A 17,485-nucleotide genomic window follows, 5' to 3' on the forward strand; every position below is an offset into this window, starting at 1 on the left:
CCTCATGAGCGACTTCAACACCCTCGAACTGCAGAGCGACCCACGGGGCTTCGCGACCCTGTGGCTCAGCCGCGAAGAGAAGAACAACGCGTTCAACGCCGAGATGATCCGCGAATTGATCCTGGCCCTCGACAAGATCGCCAGCGACGCCAGCCTGCGTTTCCTGCTGGTGCGCGGCCGCGGCAAGCATTTCAGCGCCGGGGCGGACCTGGCCTGGATGCAGCAGTCGGCCGAACTGGATTACCACACCAACCTCGACGACGCCCGGGAACTGGCGGAACTGATGTACAACCTCGCCAAGCTGAAGATCCCGACGCTGGCCGTGGTGCAAGGCGCGGCGTTCGGCGGCGCTCTGGGCCTGATCAGTTGCTGCGACATGGCCATCGGCACCGACGATGCGCAGTTCTGCCTGTCGGAAGTGCGCATCGGCCTGGCGCCGGCGGTGATCAGCCCGTTCGTGGTGCAGGCCATCGGCGAGCGTGCGGCGCGGCGCTACGCCCTGACCGCCGAACGCTTCGGCGGCCAGCGGGCGCGGGAGATCGGCTTGCTGTCCGAGAGCTATCCGGCCGACGAGCTTGAGCACAAGGTCGCGCAGTGGGTCGACAACCTGCTGCTCAACAGCCCCGCCGCCCTGCGCGCCAGCAAGGAGCTGCTGCGCGAGGTGGGCAACGGCGCGCTGACTCCGGCCCTGCGCCGCTACACGGAAAACGCCATCGCCCGCATCCGTGTAAGCCCCGAAGGCCAGGAAGGCTTGCGCGCCTTCCTGCAGAAACGTCCACCTAGCTGGCAAGCCGCAACCACCACCAAGGAGCCGCGTTGATGAGCGCACCTGTTCTCACCACCCTGTTGGTGGCCAACCGCGGCGAGATCGCTTGCCGGGTGATGCGCACCGCCAAGGCCCTGGGCCTGACCACCGTCGCCGTGCACAGCGCCACCGACCGCAACGCCCGGCACAGCCGGGAAGCGGACATCCGCGTCGACCTGGGCGGCAGCAAGGCGGCCGACAGCTACCTGCAGATCGACAAACTGATCGAGGCGGCCAAGGCCAGCGGCGCCCAGGCGATCCATCCCGGCTACGGGTTCCTTTCGGAGAACGCCGGGTTCGCCCGCGCCATCGAAGACGCCGGCCTGCTCTTCTTGGGCCCGCCCGCCTCCGCCATCGATGCCATGGGCAGCAAGTCCGCCGCCAAGGCCTTGATGGAAACCGCCGGCGTGCCGCTGGTGCCGGGCTATCACGGCGAAGCGCAGGACCTGGACACCTTCCGCGAAGCCTGCGAACGCATCGGCTATCCGGTGCTGCTCAAGGCTACGGCCGGCGGCGGCGGCAAAGGCATGAAAGTGGTCGAGGACGTCAGCCAACTGGCCGAAGCCCTGGCCTCGGCCCAGCGTGAGGCGCAATCGTCCTTCGGCGACTCGCGGATGCTGGTGGAGAAATACCTGCTCAAGCCGCGGCACGTGGAGATCCAGGTGTTCGCCGACCGTCACGGCAACTGCCTGTACCTGAACGAGCGCGACTGCTCGATCCAGCGTCGGCACCAGAAGGTCGTCGAAGAGGCCCCCGCGCCCGGCCTGAGCCCCGAACTGCGCCGGGCCATGGGTGAGGCGGCGGTGCGTTCGGCCCAGGCCATCGGCTATGTCGGCGCGGGCACGGTGGAGTTCCTGCTGGATGCACGCGGCGAATTCTTCTTCATGGAAATGAACACCCGACTGCAAGTGGAACACCCGGTCACCGAAGCCATCACCGGGCTGGACCTGGTGGCCTGGCAGATCCGCGTCGCCCGGGGCGAAGCGCTGCCGATCACCCAGGATCAAGTGCCGCTGAACGGCCACGCCATTGAAGTGCGGCTGTATGCGGAAGACCCAGCCAACGATTTCCTGCCGGCCACCGGCCGCCTGGCGCTGTACCGCGAATCGGCCGCCGGGCCGGGTCGGCGGGTGGACAGCGGCGTGGAGGAAGGTGACGGGGTTTCGCCGTACTACGACCCGATGCTGGGCAAACTGATCGCCTGGGGCGAAGACCGGGAACAGGCGCGCCTGCGTTTGCTGAGCATGCTCGATGAGTTCGCCATCGGCGGCCTGAAGACCAACATCGGCTTCCTGCGGCGGATCATCGCGCATCCGGCCTTTGCCGCTGCGGAACTGGATACCGGGTTCATTCCCCGTTATCAGGAACAATTGCTGCCGGCGCCTAGCGCATTGAGCGATGCGTTCTGGAACGCGGCGGCGCAAGCCTTCGCGCAAAGCCTGCCGGGCGCGGCACGGGCGGATGACCCGGCTTCACCATGGGCCTTGCACAGCGGCCTGCGGGCGGGCTTGCCGCAAGAGATCACGTTGCATCTGAGCTGCGAGGGACAGGATCGGGCGTTGACCCTCGGTGCCGCCGGCGACGCCAGGCTGATCGGCGAACAATTGTCGATCGAACGCGACGGCCTGCGTCGTCAGCACCGGGCGATCCGCCACGGGGAAGCTCTGTACCTGCAATGGGACGGCGAATGGCGCCACATCGAAACCTACGATCCGATCAGCGCGGTCGAAGCCAGCCACAGCCACCAGGGCGGCCTGACGGCGCCCATGAACGGCAGCATCGTGCGTGTGCTGGTCGAGGCCGGGCAAACGGTCGAGGCCGGCGCTCAATTGGTGGTGCTGGAGGCGATGAAGATGGAGCACAGCATCCGCGCGCCCCACGCCGGCGTGATCAAGGCGCTGTATTGCCAGGAAGGCGAAATGGTCGGCGAAGGCAGCGCGCTGGTCGAGTTGGAAGAGGCGTAAAGGAAGATCGATCCTACGCCTGGCGAGGATCGATCCGACTAGAACCTGGCCGTTGCCTGCACCACGACACCGATGATGCGGCACGCGTCGGTGAACAGGGCTTTCGGCCAGGTCGGATTGAGCGGCAACAGGTAACGCTGGCCGCCCTCTTCGATCAGCTTGCGGAAAATCGCTTCATCGCTGTCCGCCCATTGGGCGATCACCAGTTTGCCCGGCTCCGCCTCCAATGCCGGATCCACCAGGATCAGCATGCCTTCGGCGATGCTCGGGCCGCTGGGCGCCGTCATCGAGTCCCCCGTCACCAGCAGCCAGAACGCCGCGCCGCGGGCATGGTAGTCCGTCAGTTCGAAGCGGCGCTTGTCCTGGACGCCCGCATACGCAGGTTCGGCTTCACGCACCTGCAGGGGCTCGCGCCAGTCGTTGACGGGGTAGCGGAAGTACGGGTTGTACTTCTGCGCCAGCGGCATTCCCTCGTCGGCGTCCGGCTGCGGTTCGCGGATCACCAGCGCCACCTCGAGAAAGTCCATTCCCAGCGCCTTGAGCACCCGGTTCATCTCATCGACGCCCGGCTCCCGACGCTTGTTCAGCCAATGGCCGATGCCGCCCTGAGACATGCCGACGCGTTCGCCGAGCTCGACTTGAGTGACTTTGAGTTCACTCATTTTGGCCTTGACCAATTCAATCCATTTATCCATGTGCGGCACCATACGTGGACGCCTTCGGCCAGCAAAACACATATTGTAGTATTTAAATTCTGGTCACAAATACGACGAGTATTATGCTTGGGTCATGGATTCAAACACGAACAGGGAGTGACCTCACGCCATGAACATCACCAGCAAAGACTTGCCCGACCTGCAGATCGACACCACGCTCACTTCACCTCAAGGCAGCGCTGCCGCGCAACGCGCACTGGACTATTACTTGAAACCGACTGTGTCCGAGCCCGACACCGAGGACCGCTTCTTCGGCGTCAACCGCAACCTCAGCAGCGAAGAATCCCTGGTGCATGCCTCCGACCTGCTGCGCTGCGCGGCGGCAACGGCGATCAAGGCCACGGACGGGCTGCAGGGCGTCAGTCGGGATCTGGCGTTTTCGGTGGTGCACATGGTGGACATGGCACGGGCGATGGTCGATCACTCGCTCGATGGCGGCGGTCATTGAGGAACGGAATCGGATCGGAAAGATTTTTCCGATCGCGCAGATAAAATCATTTGACTTGCAAATGATAATGATTATTATTGGACGCAGCTGGTCGCGAGACCGGTCGATGGACCAGAGACCTTAGGTCGGTCTTCTGGACTATCTCCTCATCAGGCTAATCACGGTTTTTGACCCGGCTTTTTGCCGGGTCTTTTTTTTGCCAGTTTTCTGGCTTTTGGCTTCAGGCTAATGAAGTCTTCAGGTGCTGCAAATTCAGTGGCGCGGATAATATCAAAAGAATATCGCTTGGCAAGCCGAACCCCGCCTCACCGGCCCCAGACAATGACATTTAGCACTTGAGAATCAATCGCACAGCCACTAAGCTGCCTGCGCGTCATGGAGGACGCCCCCACCCGCACACCCCGCAAATTCCCTCGGTTTCACCCCTGTCTTGCGTGTAGAGTAGCCACCATAAAAATCCTGTTCAGGAACCGATATGACCGTGGCCAAATCTTCGTTCGACATCAGCGCCAACTTCGACAGCGGCAACATCCAGGTTGTCGACATCAGCAACCCGCTCAACCCGGTGCTGGCGATCCGCCCTGACACCCGCAGCAACCATTTCCAGTGGTTCCACTTCAAGGCCAGCGGCCTGCATGTCCACCAGGAGCATTGGTTCCGCCTGGTCAACGCCAGTCAATCGTCCTACAACAAAGCCTGGACCGGCTATCAGGCGGTCGCCTCCTATGACCACGTCAACTGGTTCCGCATTCCGACCCAATTCGAAGGCGACAGCCTGCGCTTCTGCCTCGAAGCCGAGCAGACCCACGCCTGGTTCGCCTACTTCGAGCCCTACAGCCGCGGCCGTCACGACTGGCTGATCGACCAGGCCCTGACCAAGGCCGGCACCGAACTGCTGGCCACCGGCAAGAGCGTCGAAGGCCGCGACATCCAGCTGCTGCGTAAGGGCAGCGGCGCCGAGGGCCGGCGCAAGGTCTGGATCATCGCCCAGCAGCATCCCGGCGAGCACATGGCCGAATGGTTCATGGAGGGGGTGATCGAACGCCTGGAGCGCCACGACGATCCGGTCTTGAACGCACTGCTGGCCAAGGCCGATCTGTACCTGGTGCCGAACATGAACCCCGACGGCGCGTTCCACGGGCACCTGCGCACCAACGCCATGGGCCAGGACCTGAACCGCGCCTGGCAGACCGCCAGCCAGGAAATCAGCCCCGAAGTCCTGTTCGTGCAGCAGCAGATGGAAACGTACGGCGTCGACCTGTTCCTGGATATCCACGGCGACGAGGAAATCCCGCACGTGTTCACCGCCGGCTGCGAAGGCAACCCCGGCTTCACGCCGCGCCTGGAGAAACTCGAAGAGGATTTCCGCAGCCACCTCAAGCGCATCACCAAGGACTTCCAGACCAAGCACGGCTACACCCGCGACGAACCGGGCCAAGCCAACATGAACCTGGCGTGCAACAGCGTCGGCCAGCGGTTCGACTGCCTGTCGCAGACCCTGGAGATGCCGTTCAAGGATCACGACGACAACCCGAACGCCCTCACCGGCTGGTCGGGCAAGCGCTCCAAGCAACTGGGCAAGGACGTGCTGACCGCCATCGCCGAGATCGTCGACGGCCTGCGCTGATCCCCTCCCCTCGCGCCCCCAAAAAAAGATCGCAGCCAGGCTGCGATCTTTTTTTTGCGACGGCGATTCGCGCTCAAGCGGTCAGCCGCGATCCCGCCCGCGCAACATGCTGTCGAGCACGCCGTCGCGGCGCACCCAGCCGTGGAACAGCGCGGCCGCCAGATGCACCAGCACCGTCACGAACAGCAGGTACGCCAGATAACCGTGGGCCTTGCGCAACAGCGCGAACACCTGCGCATCGGCCGGCAGGATCGACGGCAGCTGCAGCGAACGGCCCAGCATCACCGGGTCGCCCGCCGCGCTGATCATCGCCCACCCCAGCAGCGGCAGCACCAGCATCAGCCCGTACAGCAGGACATGGGACGCCTTGGCCGCCATCGCCTGCCAGCCCGGCAGGTCTTCGGGCAACGGCGGCTGGCGGGTGGAGAACCGCACCAGCAGCCGCACGACCGCCAGCGCCAGAATCGCGATGCCCAAGGGCTTGTGCAGGTTGATCAGCCATTCATGCCGCGCCGACACCGAAGCGACCATGCCCGCGCCGATGAACAGCATCGCGATGATCATCAACGCCATCAGCCAGTGCAGCAGCCGCGCCGGAAACGCAAAATGGGTCGGTTGCTTGCTCATGGGCGAGCCTCCTGTCGGGTGGCGGGCAATTGGCTGACTTCACTGGTGCGGCGCAGGTAGGAATCGGCGTAACCGGCCGAACGGGCGGCCAACAGCGGGTCGTCTGAACCTTCGATGCCGGCCGGCAGCACCAGCGGGTCGTAATTGATGTCACGGCACTCGCCGCTCAGTTGTGGTTGCGTCTTTTCCAGCACCAGCGTGCCGGCGTTCAGCACCTTGCGGCCGGCGGGCCAGGCCTTGCTCGCATCGTTCACCGGGTCGGCCGGGTCGGCCAACGTGATGTTCAACTGAAAGCGCAGCGGCCCTGCGGCCAGGCGCTGCACCAGATCCTTCTCCAGAAAGTCGGCGCCCTCCGGCGCAGAAGCGCCGGCGGCGTCCTGGGCCTGCGGCGCCATGCTCCAGCGCACCGCCTGCTTTTTCCCGCCGGCGTCGACCAGGTAGAACGCATTCACACTGTTGTAGGTTTCCGTGGCATAGCTGGCCGACGGCTTGGCCGTCTTCACCCAAGTCAGGAACGGCACCGTTTCCGGGTGGGCGGCGAAGAACGCCGGCACCTTCGACGGGTCAGGCTTGCCGGTGGCCGGATCCGGCGACTGCGCCTGCAACAGTTGATAGAACGCCTCGGGCGTGCCCACCGGGAACACCGGCATGCTGTTCATGCCGGTGCGCCATTGCTGCCCGTTGGCTTGCTTGAAGCGCAGGGCCAGGCTGCGGATCGGCACACTGCCGTCCGGCGCATAGGGACTGCCCGCCGGCAAGGCGAATCGGCCGACCACGGGCGTGACGGGCTCGTTGAACACTTGCGCGGCGGAAAACGCCCGCGCCTCGCCGCTGCTTTCGAAATGCCCGATCACGCACACACCCTTGGCGTGGTTGCGGCGAAAGCCTGGGTGGATGCCGTTGTTCTTCTCCAGCACATCGACCAACGCCTTGGGCGTCAGGCGTTGCGGGTCGAAGCTGCCGTGCACGTAGGCAAACGCCCCGGCCATTGCGGCAACCACCACGGCAATGCCGGTCAAGCGCACCAGCAGGCTTGCGGCCCCCAACGGCGGACGCTGCGGCCCGCCGGGTGGTGAAGTGTCGGGCGAGCGGTTCGGTGAACTGCGATCAACCATAAAAGACTCCAGGGCCATCGGCCATAGGAAAAGGTGCTATGAGACGAACGCCTCGTAGGATTATTCCCTTTGAACTGTAGTTTCTTTCAGTTAACCGCGAGCGAGCCGGTGCTCAGTTGTCTAGCTCCGGTTGAAGCAAGGCTCGCGTTTCTCCAGGAAGGCCTGCATGCCCTCCTTCTGCCCCGGCGTGGCGAACAAGGCATGAAACGCACGGCGCTCGGACAGCACGCCTTCGCGCATCCCCACCTCAAGCGCACGGTCCACCGCCTCCCGGGCAGCCAGCGTGGCCGGCCGGGAGAAACCGCTGATCCGCTGCGCAATCGCCAAGGCCTGCTCCAACACGTCCTCGTCGCCCGTCACCCGAGAGACCAGGCCGGCCCGCTCCGCCTCATCGGCGGACATCGAACGCCCGGTCAGAATCATGTCCATCGCTTTGGCGCGCCCGACCAGGCGGGTCAACCGTTGGGTGCCGCCCATGCCCGGCATCACGCCCAAGGTGATTTCAGGCAGGCCGAACCGGGCGGATCCGGCCGCGACGATCACGTCGCACATCATCGCCAGCTCGCAGCCTCCGCCATAGGCATAGCCGGCGACGGCGGCGACTTTCGGCGTACGCAGCCCGGCGAACGCATCCCAGCCGGAAAAATAGTCTTCCTGCACCATGTCCAGGCAAGACTTGCCGTGCATTTCCCTGATGTCGGCACCGGCGGCAAAGAAATCCTTTGTTCCGGTCACCACGAAACAGCCGACCGCAGGATCGCTGTCCAGACGTTGCAGGGTTTCGATCAACGCCTGCATCAAGGGGGTGTTCAGCGCATTGCGCGCCTGCGGACGATTGAGCCGGACCAACACGACACGCCCCAACCGCTCGACCAAAATATTCACATTCGTCATCCTGATTCTCCTCAATTGATGTGCGACAGCCGCGACGGCGGCGTGTCAGGAATCCCAGATCGCGCCGTAGGCCGGAATGCCCCGCGCTTCCATCTCCTCGACCACCAACTCGGTCAAGTGCTGGTTGGAGATGCAGATCACCGCCTCCGCACCGAAGGAACGGACGGCCGCGTACGCCAAAGCCACCAGATCCGGTTTTCCCGACTCCCGGGTATCCCAAATCAGTGCCTCGGGCTGAGCTTCGAGAATCTCGTCCACCAGCGCATCGCCGTAGGTGGCCCTCGGGCTGCGCGCCGACCAGACCAGGCGCGCCGGCACCTGTCCGGCCAACAGGTGAGGCAGGACCGGGCCGATGCCGCTGCCGGTGGCGATGTACACCACCGACTTGAACAGTGTTTCGATGCGGGCCACGCCCGCCGTGGTGATGCCTTTGACCCAGACGTGGGACGGCGGCTGTTCGATGAAGGAGCCGGTCCAGTCGCCCGCCCGGGAAATGATCAGGCGAAAGCCGTTTTCTCCCGGCGCGGGAATGTTGGCGAAGGCGTGCCATTCCCACAGCGGGTGACGGCTGATCGCAATGGAAGAGCCGGTGAACGGTGTGTGATGGGTGAACCGGGCAATCACCGCATGCGAGGAGGGCCTGACCCATGTCACCGGGACTCTGCGCAGGCGCAGCCACGGCAACGCGATGCTGCACGTGACCACCAGCAGCGCCCAGAACGGAGGCGACCCGACAAGCACCTGCGCCAGCGGATCGGCCGGATGCCGGTCGGCTGCGAACGCCAGCGTCATCGCCCAGAACAACCCGAGCGCCGTCCACCCGCCGAACCGGTGCATCCGTTCGAAGCCGTTGTGATAGCGCGAGCGAATCCGCGGCAACGCCAGCACCGCGATCAGCGCCAGCAGCCCGAGCAGCGTACCGCTGATCCCCAGCAACGTGAGCGAAACCCCGTCGCCCGCGCTACTGCGCCAGGCCAGCGAACCGAAGAACGCGGCGAACCAGCCGATTGCCGCCACCGCCGCGCCGCTGTGCAGCCCCCCGAAATGGTAGACCTTGGCCAGCGAGCGGCGCACCGCCAACGGCCACGTCGTCGGCACGCGCGTCGCCAGCCAGAACAACAGGTTGATGAGGTACTGCTGGCGGATCAGCACCGCCAACGACAGGTTGACCACCACCAGGTTCACCAGCGTCTGCAAGGCGATGCCCGTCGGCGACCACCACTGCCCACCCGTCAATCCGTACGCCAGCGCCATGCAATTGCCCGCGATCACCATCGCGAACAAACGGTTGTAGTGGGAGAACAGCGGCAGCGTTCCCAGGCGGCGCCAAAGCGGGCGCCGCGCCGGGAGGCCCGGATCCAGCCCCTTCATGCCGACACCTCCTGCCCGGAGCCTGCACCCTGCGCCAAATGCACCTGCGCCCGTTCCAGCAACAGACGCTTGTCGGCCTTGCCCCTGGAGGTCAGCGGAATGTCGTCCAGCGCCAGGATCAGGGACGGGACGCAGTAATAGGCCAGCCGCTCCTCGCAGCGTCGCCGTGCGGCGTCGATGTCCGTGCCGGCCGGCGAGACGAAGGCCACCAGGCTCCGGTCGTCGAGCTTCAGCGTGACCGCGCGCTCACAGCCCGCCGACGACTCCAGGACCGCGGACACCGCATCGAGCTCCACCCGAAACCCGCGCACCTTGACCTGGTCATCGACGCGCCCGAGGTGTTCCAGTTCGCCATCCTCCGTCCAGCGGCCCAGGTCACGGGTGCGGAACATCAGCCGGCCCCCTCCGAGGAACGGATCGAGCCGATAGCGTTCGGCCGAAAGCTCAGGGTTGCCGAGGTAGCCGGCCGTCACGCAATCGCCGCCGGCCCACATTTCGCCCGCTTCGCCCGGCCCGCACAGTTCGCCCGACTCGTTCAGCACATACACTGTGTTGTTCGGCGTCGGCTTGCCGATCGTCAGTGCGCCTTCGCCCCGGTAATGCTGCAGGGTGTTGATGATCGTGGTCTCGGTAGGCCCGCACGCGTTGTAAAAGGTGCAGAACGAGGCCCAACGGTCCGCCAGGGGACGCGGGCACGGCTCACCGGCCAGGGCCACCACCCGCATCCGCGTGCAGCGCGCCGGGTCGAGACGGGCCAGGATCGACGGCGTCGCGATCAGCACATCGCATTGTTCGGCCGTTTCGGCGATGTCCTTGCCGCGGATCAGCAAGGTGGCGCCGTGGGCCAGGCAACCCAGGGTCTCCCAGGCCGCCATGTCGAAGGCGATGTTCAGGATCTGCCCCACCTTGAGCCCCGGGCGCAGGCCGAGGTTGCCGGGAGCGGTCAACAGAATGTTGCAGACGTTGCGGTGGGTGACGCGCACGCCGTTGGGCACGCCGGTGGTGCCGGAGGTGAACAGCACGAAGCACAGCGCCTGCGCCGAGACGTCGTTGCCCGTCGGGTTGTCGTCATCGCCCGCCCCTCCCGGCGTCGCCATGAAGGTGTCCAGTTCGATGCAACGATGTTCGCCGGTCAGCGGGATCGCCTGGCTCAGCGACGACAGCGTCAGCACCACACGGATCGAAGCGACCGACAGGATGTGGCTCAGCTGCGCAGCCGGTGTGATGCCGACGTGCTGCGGGACGTAGGCGGCCCCCACTTTCAGCACCGCCAGCATCCCGACCAGCATGGGAATGGAACGCTCGACGAACAGGGCGACATGATCCCCGGCCGCCACACCCTGCGCCTTCAGGTGCGCCGCCAGACGATTGGCCTGGCGGTTCAGCTCGCCGTAGGTCACGGTCTGCCCGAGATGACGGGCGGCGATGCCTTCCGGCTGGTTCGCCGCCTGCGCTTCGATGGCGCGGTGGATCAGGAAAAAGTCGGGCGTGACGGTCGGGCCTTGGCCGAATCGCCGCCACCGGTCATGGTCGGCATTCGCCACAGGCCCGCACCGGGATTCCGACTGACCGCTCATCGCGAGAGTTTGCATGTATAACGTCCCCTTCTGACTCAACAGGTTGTCCGGGCGCATCAGGCATGACTGGCCTGAATGCGCGGTTCCAACGGGTTGAGCGGGAAAACGTTGGGCAATTACAGGGATGACAAAACGCGATGAACTGTCCTACAAAGCTGGTAAAAACATCCTTCACAGGAATGGAATAACGGGCCCCGGGCGGCGTCTTCCTGTCGATGCCGCCTCCGGCCTAGAGCTTGCACCCTCCATGAACACATTCGACGAACAGCTGCGCGAACTGCTCCCCCGATTGCGGCGCTTTGCCGTCTCGCTGACGCATGAAGCCGCCAGCGCCGACGACCTGGTGCAGGCCAGCCTGGAGCGGGCCCTGTCGGGCTGGCGGGACAAGCGCCCGGACGGCGACCTGCGCGCCTGGCTGTTCGCGATCCTCTACCGTCAGTTTCTCGATGCCCACCGGCGTTCGCGGCGCTATGCCCGCATGCTCGAATTCTTCACCGGCCGCGACGACGCCGAACCTTCGGTGGAGCGCACGGTGATCGCCCGCTCCACCCTGCAGGCCTTCGACCGCCTGCCCGCCGAGCAGCGCGCCCTGCTGCTGATGGTGTCGGTGGAGGGCTTGAGCTACAAGGAGGCCGCCGAAGTCCTCGACGTCCCCATCGGCACCGTGATGTCCCGCCTGTCCCGCGCCCGCCAGGCCTTGCGCCAGCTCAGCGACGGCGAAATCAGCAGCCCTTCCCTGCGGATACTCAAATGATCAGTCTGCCCCCCAGCGAGCGTGACCTTCACGCCTATGTCGACCGCCAGCTCAGCGACGCCGACCGGCAACAGCTGGAAACCTGGCTCGCCAGCCACCCGGACGAAGCCGCACAAGTGCGCGCCTGGCAAACGGATGCCCAGCACCTGCGGGCGGCCCTGAGCGGCGCGCTGCAGCAACCGGCCAATGCGCAGCTCGACCCGTTGGCCGTCCGCCAGCGGCTCAAGCGCAACGCCCAGCGCCGCTGGGCCAGTGCCGCCGTCTTGATGCTCGCTGTGGGTGTAGGCGGCTTCGGCGGCTGGCAGGCCCGGCAAATGACCCTGGTGCACGTCCCCGCGCCCATGACCGACGCCTTGCAGGCCTATCGCCTCATCGCCCAGCAAGGCCTGCTGCCGGCGGACTACACCGTGGCCGGCGACAGGAGCATGCAGGAGTGGCTCGACCGTTACTTCGCCCGCGCCAGCCGTTTGCCGGATCTGTCGGCGGCCGGTTTCCGGCCGGTCAGCGGCCGCTTGCTCAGTACCGACGAGGGTCCTGCGGCGATGGTGATGTACGAGGACGCCAGCGGTCACAAGGTCAGTTTCTACCTGCGCCCGCCGGGCCCGAAAAACACGTTCCTGCCCCGTGGCAGCCGCAGCGACGGCGAGCTGCGCGCGGACTATTGGTCCGGCGACGGCTACAACTACGCGATGGTCAGCCCGACCGACACACCGGGGGCGCCGTTGCTCAAGCAGTCGCTGCCCTTCTGAACGTATCCTGGCGGCGCCTTCACCGACGCCATCGCCAGCCTGCTGGCGATGAGCCCGACACCCCGGCACCTGCCCCATCGCCGGCCGACGCCCGCAAAATCCCCCCGATTCAGAACCCCACATCCAGCACCACATTGTCCAGGTACGTCCCGGCCGGCGGCGTGGTCTGGTCGGTGTAGACCTTGGCGTTGTAGTTGAAGACCTGGCTGCCGGTGCCCAGCCCGTTGCCGGGATTGACCTCGGCGTCGCTGCTGGCCCGACGGGCGGCACCGACGCTGCCCCAGCGGGTGGTGCCGGCGCTCTTGAAGATGTCGTAGGCCAGGTAGTTGCCGCCTGAGACCATCCGCCGCCGCCCGCCGGCGCTGACCGGGTTCTGCCCGTCGCTCAGGCCCACGGTGTAGGCGCTGCCCTTGGTGCAGGCCAGGTTGATGGTCTGCCCGGTCACCGGGGCAAAGGCGCTGACCACCGGCGCGCTGCCGAAGGCGATGTTCGGCGCGGTGATGGTGCAGTCGTTGGCCACGGTCATGTTCACCGTCAGCGTGGTGGTGCCGCTGGCGATGTCGCGCCCCAGGCAGAGGCCGCCGATGCCGATGCCGGAGCAGTAGTTCCAGCTCCAGAAGATGCTCAGGGTCTCGCTGTACGTCCCCGCCGCGACGTTGCTGCCGATCGTCGTGCCGAAATACAGCGGCACGGTCTTGGGCGTCGTGCCGTTGAGCAGGCCGAGGGCATCGATGATGCCGTTGCGGGCGAAGTCGTAGGCAGTGCCGCGGGTCAACGGGTAACTGGTGCTGTTGTTGGCGTAGATTGTGTAGCCGATGACATCGCCGGTGGGTCCGAGCAGGCCGCTCTGGGTCGAGGTGACCGTTGCCCAGAAATGATCGTTGCTGGCCAGCAGCGACAGCAGCGAACCGGTGCAACTCAGGCCGGCGTTCAAGGTCGAGCCCGGCTGCGACGTGGTGCGCACGGAAATCGAACTGACCGTGCCGAACGCCACCGGGACGGTGCTGACCACCGAACACAACGCGTGGGCCACGCCCGGCAGCATCAGCGCCAGCCACAGGCAGATCCGCGCGCCGCTCATTGGCACACCAGCGGGCCGATCAGCGGCACCTGATCCTGGTTCACGTCCACGCCGAACTGCGCCTTGCAGGTCTTGCCGCCCGCCAGCGTCACGTGCAGCGAGTTCTCCGCCGACAGGTTCTCCAGGTACACCAGCCCGTCCCAGCCGACCACCGTGCGGGCGCCGCTCTGCTCATGCAGCACGCCGCTGCCCAGCGGCAGCTCGCGCTGCTGCGCGTCCACCAGCACGACGCTCGCGGCGACCACCCGGCTCAGCGGGAACTCCAGCAGATAGCCGCTGCCCCGGCGTACGGCGATGCGCTGCTCGACATTCGGGCTGCGCACGTTGGCCGGCAGGTTCAACGGGTCGATTTCGTACTTGCCGCGGTAGTAGGCGCTGCTCCACGGCACCAGCAGGTGGCCGTTGCGGTCGGTGCGGCCGACCTGCTGATTTTCGTAGCGCACCGGAATGTCGGCGAAACCGTCGGTGCTGACCACCACGAACGCATCGTCGATGCGGTTGGCGGCGAACACCTGGTGGTCCATCCACACCAGCGACCCGCTGGCATCGGCCCAGCGGGTCTCGGCCTCGGACGTGCCGTAGACCCCGGCCTGCAACTGCACCGACTGCAGGCGCCAGGTCAGATCCGCCTGCCGGTAATCGGCGCCGTCGCCCCTGGCGTAGCCGAGGTTGAAGCCCACGCCGCCCTCGATCGGCACCGCGCGGCTGAAGTTGACCCGTTGCTGCGACTGCCCGGTCTTGCTGCGCTCGCTGCTGACCGCCAGGCTGCCGTACAGGTCGAACGGGATCACCAATTGCGCCTGCACCGCCCAGTTGCTGTCGCCGATCTCGCGGTTGGCCGACAGATAGAAACTGCTGTTGCGCCACAGCGGCTTGCTCCACGTCAGGTTGAGCAACCGGGTACGTGTGTCGTCCGCCGCGCGGATGTCGAAATACCCGGCGCCGAGGCTGCCCCAGCGCTCCAGGTTGACGCTCAGGGTCGCCTGTTCGCTGCGCCGGCTCAGGCTGGCGTAAGGGGTGTCGATCACGCTCAGGTCGGCGTACCGGTCGCGGCGTTGCAGCCGTTGCCAGGAAAAGCTGTAGCGCTGGCTGCTGTACTGGTAGCCCACGCTCAATTGCTGGCCGGTGTCGCCGTCGAACCGGCTTTGGCTGACCGCCGTGTTGAGCACCCCGAAGTTGCCCAGCCGAAGGTTGCCGCCGACGCCGCCCAGCGTCAGCGCCTCGGCGGCTTCGGCATGGCTTTCCAGGGTGAACGCGTCACTGACGCCATACCGCAGGCTGCCCGAGGTCACGCCCGGCCCGTAGCTGAAATCCTTCAGGCCGTAATCACGGCGCAAGGTGCCGGCGGACACCGAGAAATCACTGAGGCCCTTCTGCAGCAGGCTGCTGGTGACATAGAACGGCACGGTGGTCGAGACCTGCCGGCCCAGGGCATCGGTGGTCACCACCACCGCCTCGCCCGCACCGTTGATGAACGGAATGTTGGTCAGGGTGTACGGCCCCGGCTGCAGGTCGGCGCTGCTGGATTTGTAGCCGTTGATGAACAGGTCCACCGAGGACGGCACCGCCGCCTCGCCGGCGAACTGCGGCAGCGGGTAGGTCACCAGGTCCGGGCGCACGGCGAAATCCCTGGAGAACTGAACGCCGCCCAGGCGCACGGAACTGCTCCAGGGCAACGCGCCGCTGACCACGTCGCCGGCTTCGTAGGTCAGCATCCGGTCGTCGTCGGAATAGCGCCAGGCGGTGTCGTAGCGCAGGTAACCGTTGTCCAGGGAACCCACCGCATCGCCCGACAGCGTGCGCCGGTACTGCCCGGTGTTGGACAACGTGCCCCAACTGTCGAACACCCGCACTTCGTTCCACGCCGCCAGGTAAGTGCCGGCGTCGTCAGTGTCGTTGAGGTACAGGTCGTAGTTGAACAGCGCCCCGAAACTGCTCAGCGCCGGGGTGCGCGGGTAGGCTTGGCGGTTGCCCACGAATTGCTCCGGCAGCCAGTCCGGCGGCACGTCGAGCAGCAACCGCTGGCCGGCGCTGTCGTATTCGCTGTGCAGCCCCGGCAAGCCGTCGAGGTCGACCTCGGTGCCCAGCCCTTGCGGCAGGTTCATGCCGGTCTCGCGCAGCGTCGCGACCGGCACGTACAAACGCCCGCCGCGCTGCTCGACCGCCACCACCCGTCCGGTGTTCATCCGGTTCACCACCAGGTCCAGAAACAGCTGCGCATCGCTCACGGCCTCCATGCCGCTGGGAGGCGGCGGCAGTTCGCCGGCCCCGGCCAGATCAACGAACACCAGGCAACACGCGCCGGTCATGAGCCACAACGGACGCAGGATACGTCGAGCCCATCCCGGACTCATTCGCGCTTCACGTCCATCAATGGACTGGTTCCTCCTGATACCGCCACATCCCGTAACGGATTTCACTCACCCCACCGGCCCGCTACCGCGTCGGGGCGATGCTCTGCACCTGCGTCGCACCATTGACGCGCACCTGCAACGCCGCCTCCCCTCCCGGCGGCACCGGTGCCGGCCAGCGCATCACGGCACCGGGCAACACATAGCCCAACAGCCCTTCGGCCAAGGGCCTGCTTTGCCCGCCCTGACGCAACGCCACATCGGTCAACCGCGCATGCACCGCTCCCTGGTTGCGCACCTCCACGAAAGGCCGGCCGTCCACCGCCACCGTGCGCCAGCTCAACTGCGGCACGCCGATGCCCTTGGGGTCACGCTGGCGCGTGCTGTCCTCCTTGCTCCACAATCCGGCGCCGTAGGCGAACAGCGGCACCGAGTAACGCATCTGAAAGCGGATCGCCGCCGCGGTCTTGCCGTCTTCGGCAGCGGGCGGCAAGGCCGACGGGATTTCGTCGATGATGATCCGGTACGCCAGCTCCTGACCGGGCGGGACGTCCTGGGTGCGGGTCAGGCGCACCAGTTGCTTCTGCCCCGGTTCGATCTTCGCCACCGGCGGGCTGCCGATCACTTCGCGCTGGTTGCGGTACTGCTCCTCGAACCCGCTCTGGCTCCAGCCGAACACGCGGATCTGCAGGTTGGCGGTTTCATTGCCGCGGTTTTCCAGCCACAGCGCGCTGGCCTGCTGATCGGCCTCCAGCACCGGGTCGATGGGCCAGATCAGCACCGAACTGGCGGCCTGCGCCTTGAGCGCCGCGGCCAATGCCAGCAGCGGCATCACCCAAAACCGATGCCGTGACGTGAATGCCCCCATGTGACTGCTCCTTGTCGGCCGTCCGAACGCCGTGTCACCACGACAGCTGCACCTGCAGCACGTCGCTGTAAGTCCCCCCAGGCTGATTGCCCGGCAATTGCACCCGTCCGTAGATCGGCAGGCTGATGTTGTTCGCGTCGCTGTAGGTCACCGCCACGCTCTGACCGATGCCCAGGCTCTGGCTGTAGGCGGCATCGCGAAACAGCGAGTAGGCCACCCGCGCACTGCCGCTGTTGAGCTGCAGGTTGCGCCCGCCGCTGCTGTACAGCCCACCGTCGACGGTCATGTTCAGCGCCACCCCCGGCGTGCACTGCAACTGCACGCCCCCCGTCAGCGCCACCTGCACCGTGCCGGTGGCCAGGGCCGAACTCGAACCGAAATTCAAGGCGCCGTAGTTCGACACGCCGCCCACCACCAGGCAGCCCGGCGTCACCGTGGCGCTGACCTGGAAGCTCTGGCTGGTCACCGCCGCCAACGGCAACGGCACGCCGCACCCGCAGAGCAGGAGCAGTGCCGTCCAGCCCTGCCGGCCCATGGG

Annotated in this window: 16 protein-coding genes; 6 read left to right on the plus strand and 10 right to left on the minus strand. The window is 66.1% G+C overall.

Features of this window, described 5'->3' with window-relative positions; genetic code table 11:
* The first annotated feature begins 4 nt into the window (after positions 1–4).
* Together CAG41_RS10075 and CAG41_RS10080 are read left to right on the plus strand one after the other, a co-directional pair.
* Positions 5–820, plus strand: a complete 816-nt coding sequence (locus tag CAG41_RS10075) for a gamma-carboxygeranoyl-CoA hydratase (RefSeq protein WP_085579707.1) — start codon at positions 5–7, stop codon at positions 818–820.
* Positions 820–2,769, plus strand: a complete 1,950-nt coding sequence (locus CAG41_RS10080; RefSeq protein ID WP_085706952.1) for an acetyl/propionyl/methylcrotonyl-CoA carboxylase subunit alpha — start codon at positions 820–822, stop codon at positions 2,767–2,769. Before CAG41_RS10075 ends, CAG41_RS10080 begins: the two co-directional genes overlap by 1 nt.
* A 38-nt stretch (positions 2,770–2,807) precedes the next feature.
* Here CAG41_RS10080 and CAG41_RS10085 read toward each other — a convergent pair whose 3' ends face one another.
* Positions 2,808–3,464 carry a LexA family transcriptional regulator gene (locus CAG41_RS10085; RefSeq protein ID WP_085580093.1) on the minus strand — a complete coding sequence of 219 codons (657 nt, stop codon included), beginning with the start codon at positions 3,462–3,464 and terminating at the stop codon, positions 2,808–2,810.
* 130 nt (positions 3,465–3,594) lie between these two features.
* On the opposite strand from CAG41_RS10085, the gene CAG41_RS10090 reads away from it, so the two are divergent.
* Together CAG41_RS10090 and CAG41_RS10095 are read left to right on the plus strand one after the other, a co-directional pair.
* Entirely contained in the window at positions 3,595–3,933 is a 339-nt protein-coding gene (locus tag CAG41_RS10090; RefSeq protein WP_085579703.1) for a DUF6124 family protein, read from the plus strand.
* 475 nt (positions 3,934–4,408) lie between these two features.
* Positions 4,409–5,560, plus strand: coding sequence for a M14-type cytosolic carboxypeptidase (locus CAG41_RS10095; protein ID WP_085579701.1), 1,152 nt, complete (start codon positions 4,409–4,411; stop codon positions 5,558–5,560).
* Between the two features lie 81 nt (positions 5,561–5,641).
* Here CAG41_RS10095 and CAG41_RS10100 read toward each other — a convergent pair whose 3' ends face one another.
* The 5 genes from CAG41_RS10100 to CAG41_RS10120 all read right to left on the minus strand — a co-directional run bounded on the left by CAG41_RS10100 (position 5,642) and on the right by CAG41_RS10120 (position 11,159).
* Entirely contained in the window at positions 5,642–6,187 is a 546-nt protein-coding gene (locus CAG41_RS10100; RefSeq protein ID WP_085579699.1) for a cytochrome b, read from the minus strand.
* Complete coding sequence (locus CAG41_RS10105) at positions 6,184–7,302, minus strand: catalase family peroxidase (protein WP_085706953.1); 1,119 nt, start codon at positions 7,300–7,302, stop codon at positions 6,184–6,186. The genes CAG41_RS10100 and CAG41_RS10105 overlap by 4 nt, the downstream gene beginning before the upstream one ends.
* 120 nt (positions 7,303–7,422) lie before the next feature.
* On the minus strand, positions 7,423–8,187 hold the full coding sequence (locus CAG41_RS10110) for an enoyl-CoA hydratase-related protein (protein WP_085580091.1): 765 nt from the start codon (positions 8,185–8,187) through the stop codon (positions 7,423–7,425).
* A gap of 54 nt (positions 8,188–8,241) precedes the next feature.
* Complete coding sequence (locus CAG41_RS10115) at positions 8,242–9,567, minus strand: hypothetical protein (protein ID WP_085579695.1); 1,326 nt, start codon at positions 9,565–9,567, stop codon at positions 8,242–8,244.
* The gene (locus CAG41_RS10120) at positions 9,564–11,159 is read right to left on the minus strand and encodes an amino acid adenylation domain-containing protein (RefSeq protein ID WP_085630592.1); all 1,596 of its coding nucleotides are present in this window, start codon (positions 11,157–11,159) and stop codon (positions 9,564–9,566) included. The genes CAG41_RS10115 and CAG41_RS10120 overlap by 4 nt, the downstream gene beginning before the upstream one ends.
* A gap of 232 nt (positions 11,160–11,391) precedes the next feature.
* Between CAG41_RS10120 and CAG41_RS10125 the strand changes: the two genes are divergently transcribed.
* Positions 11,392–11,898, plus strand: a complete 507-nt coding sequence (locus tag CAG41_RS10125) for an RNA polymerase sigma factor (RefSeq protein WP_085579693.1) — start codon at positions 11,392–11,394, stop codon at positions 11,896–11,898.
* A complete protein-coding gene (locus CAG41_RS10130) occupies positions 11,895–12,647 on the plus strand; it encodes an anti-sigma factor (RefSeq protein ID WP_085579691.1) in 753 nt (250 codons plus the stop codon). Before CAG41_RS10125 ends, CAG41_RS10130 begins: the two co-directional genes overlap by 4 nt.
* A 109-nt stretch (positions 12,648–12,756) precedes the next feature.
* Here CAG41_RS10130 and CAG41_RS10135 read toward each other — a convergent pair whose 3' ends face one another.
* The 4 genes from CAG41_RS10135 to CAG41_RS10150 all read right to left on the minus strand — a co-directional run bounded on the left by CAG41_RS10135 (position 12,757) and on the right by CAG41_RS10150 (position 17,482).
* The gene (locus CAG41_RS10135; protein WP_085637700.1) at positions 12,757–13,728 is read right to left on the minus strand and encodes a spore coat U domain-containing protein; all 972 of its coding nucleotides are present in this window, start codon (positions 13,726–13,728) and stop codon (positions 12,757–12,759) included.
* Positions 13,725–16,082 (minus strand): fimbria/pilus outer membrane usher protein, encoded by a 2,358-nt coding sequence (locus CAG41_RS10140; protein ID WP_085579687.1) that lies wholly within the window; start codon positions 16,080–16,082, stop codon positions 13,725–13,727. The genes CAG41_RS10135 and CAG41_RS10140 overlap by 4 nt, the downstream gene beginning before the upstream one ends.
* An 82-nt stretch (positions 16,083–16,164) precedes the next feature.
* Entirely contained in the window at positions 16,165–16,947 is a 783-nt protein-coding gene (locus CAG41_RS10145) for a molecular chaperone (protein ID WP_085579685.1), read from the minus strand.
* 34 nt (positions 16,948–16,981) lie between these two features.
* Positions 16,982–17,482: a spore coat U domain-containing protein gene (locus CAG41_RS10150; RefSeq protein ID WP_085579683.1), complete on the minus strand. Its 501-nt coding sequence runs from the start codon at positions 17,480–17,482 to the stop codon at positions 16,982–16,984.
* Positions 17,483–17,485: the final 3 nt, after the last annotated feature.

The sequence above is a fragment of the Pseudomonas sp. B35(2017) genome (assembly GCF_002113645.1).
GTDB classification, from domain to species: Bacteria; Pseudomonadota; Gammaproteobacteria; order Pseudomonadales; family Pseudomonadaceae; genus Aquipseudomonas; species Aquipseudomonas ekonensis.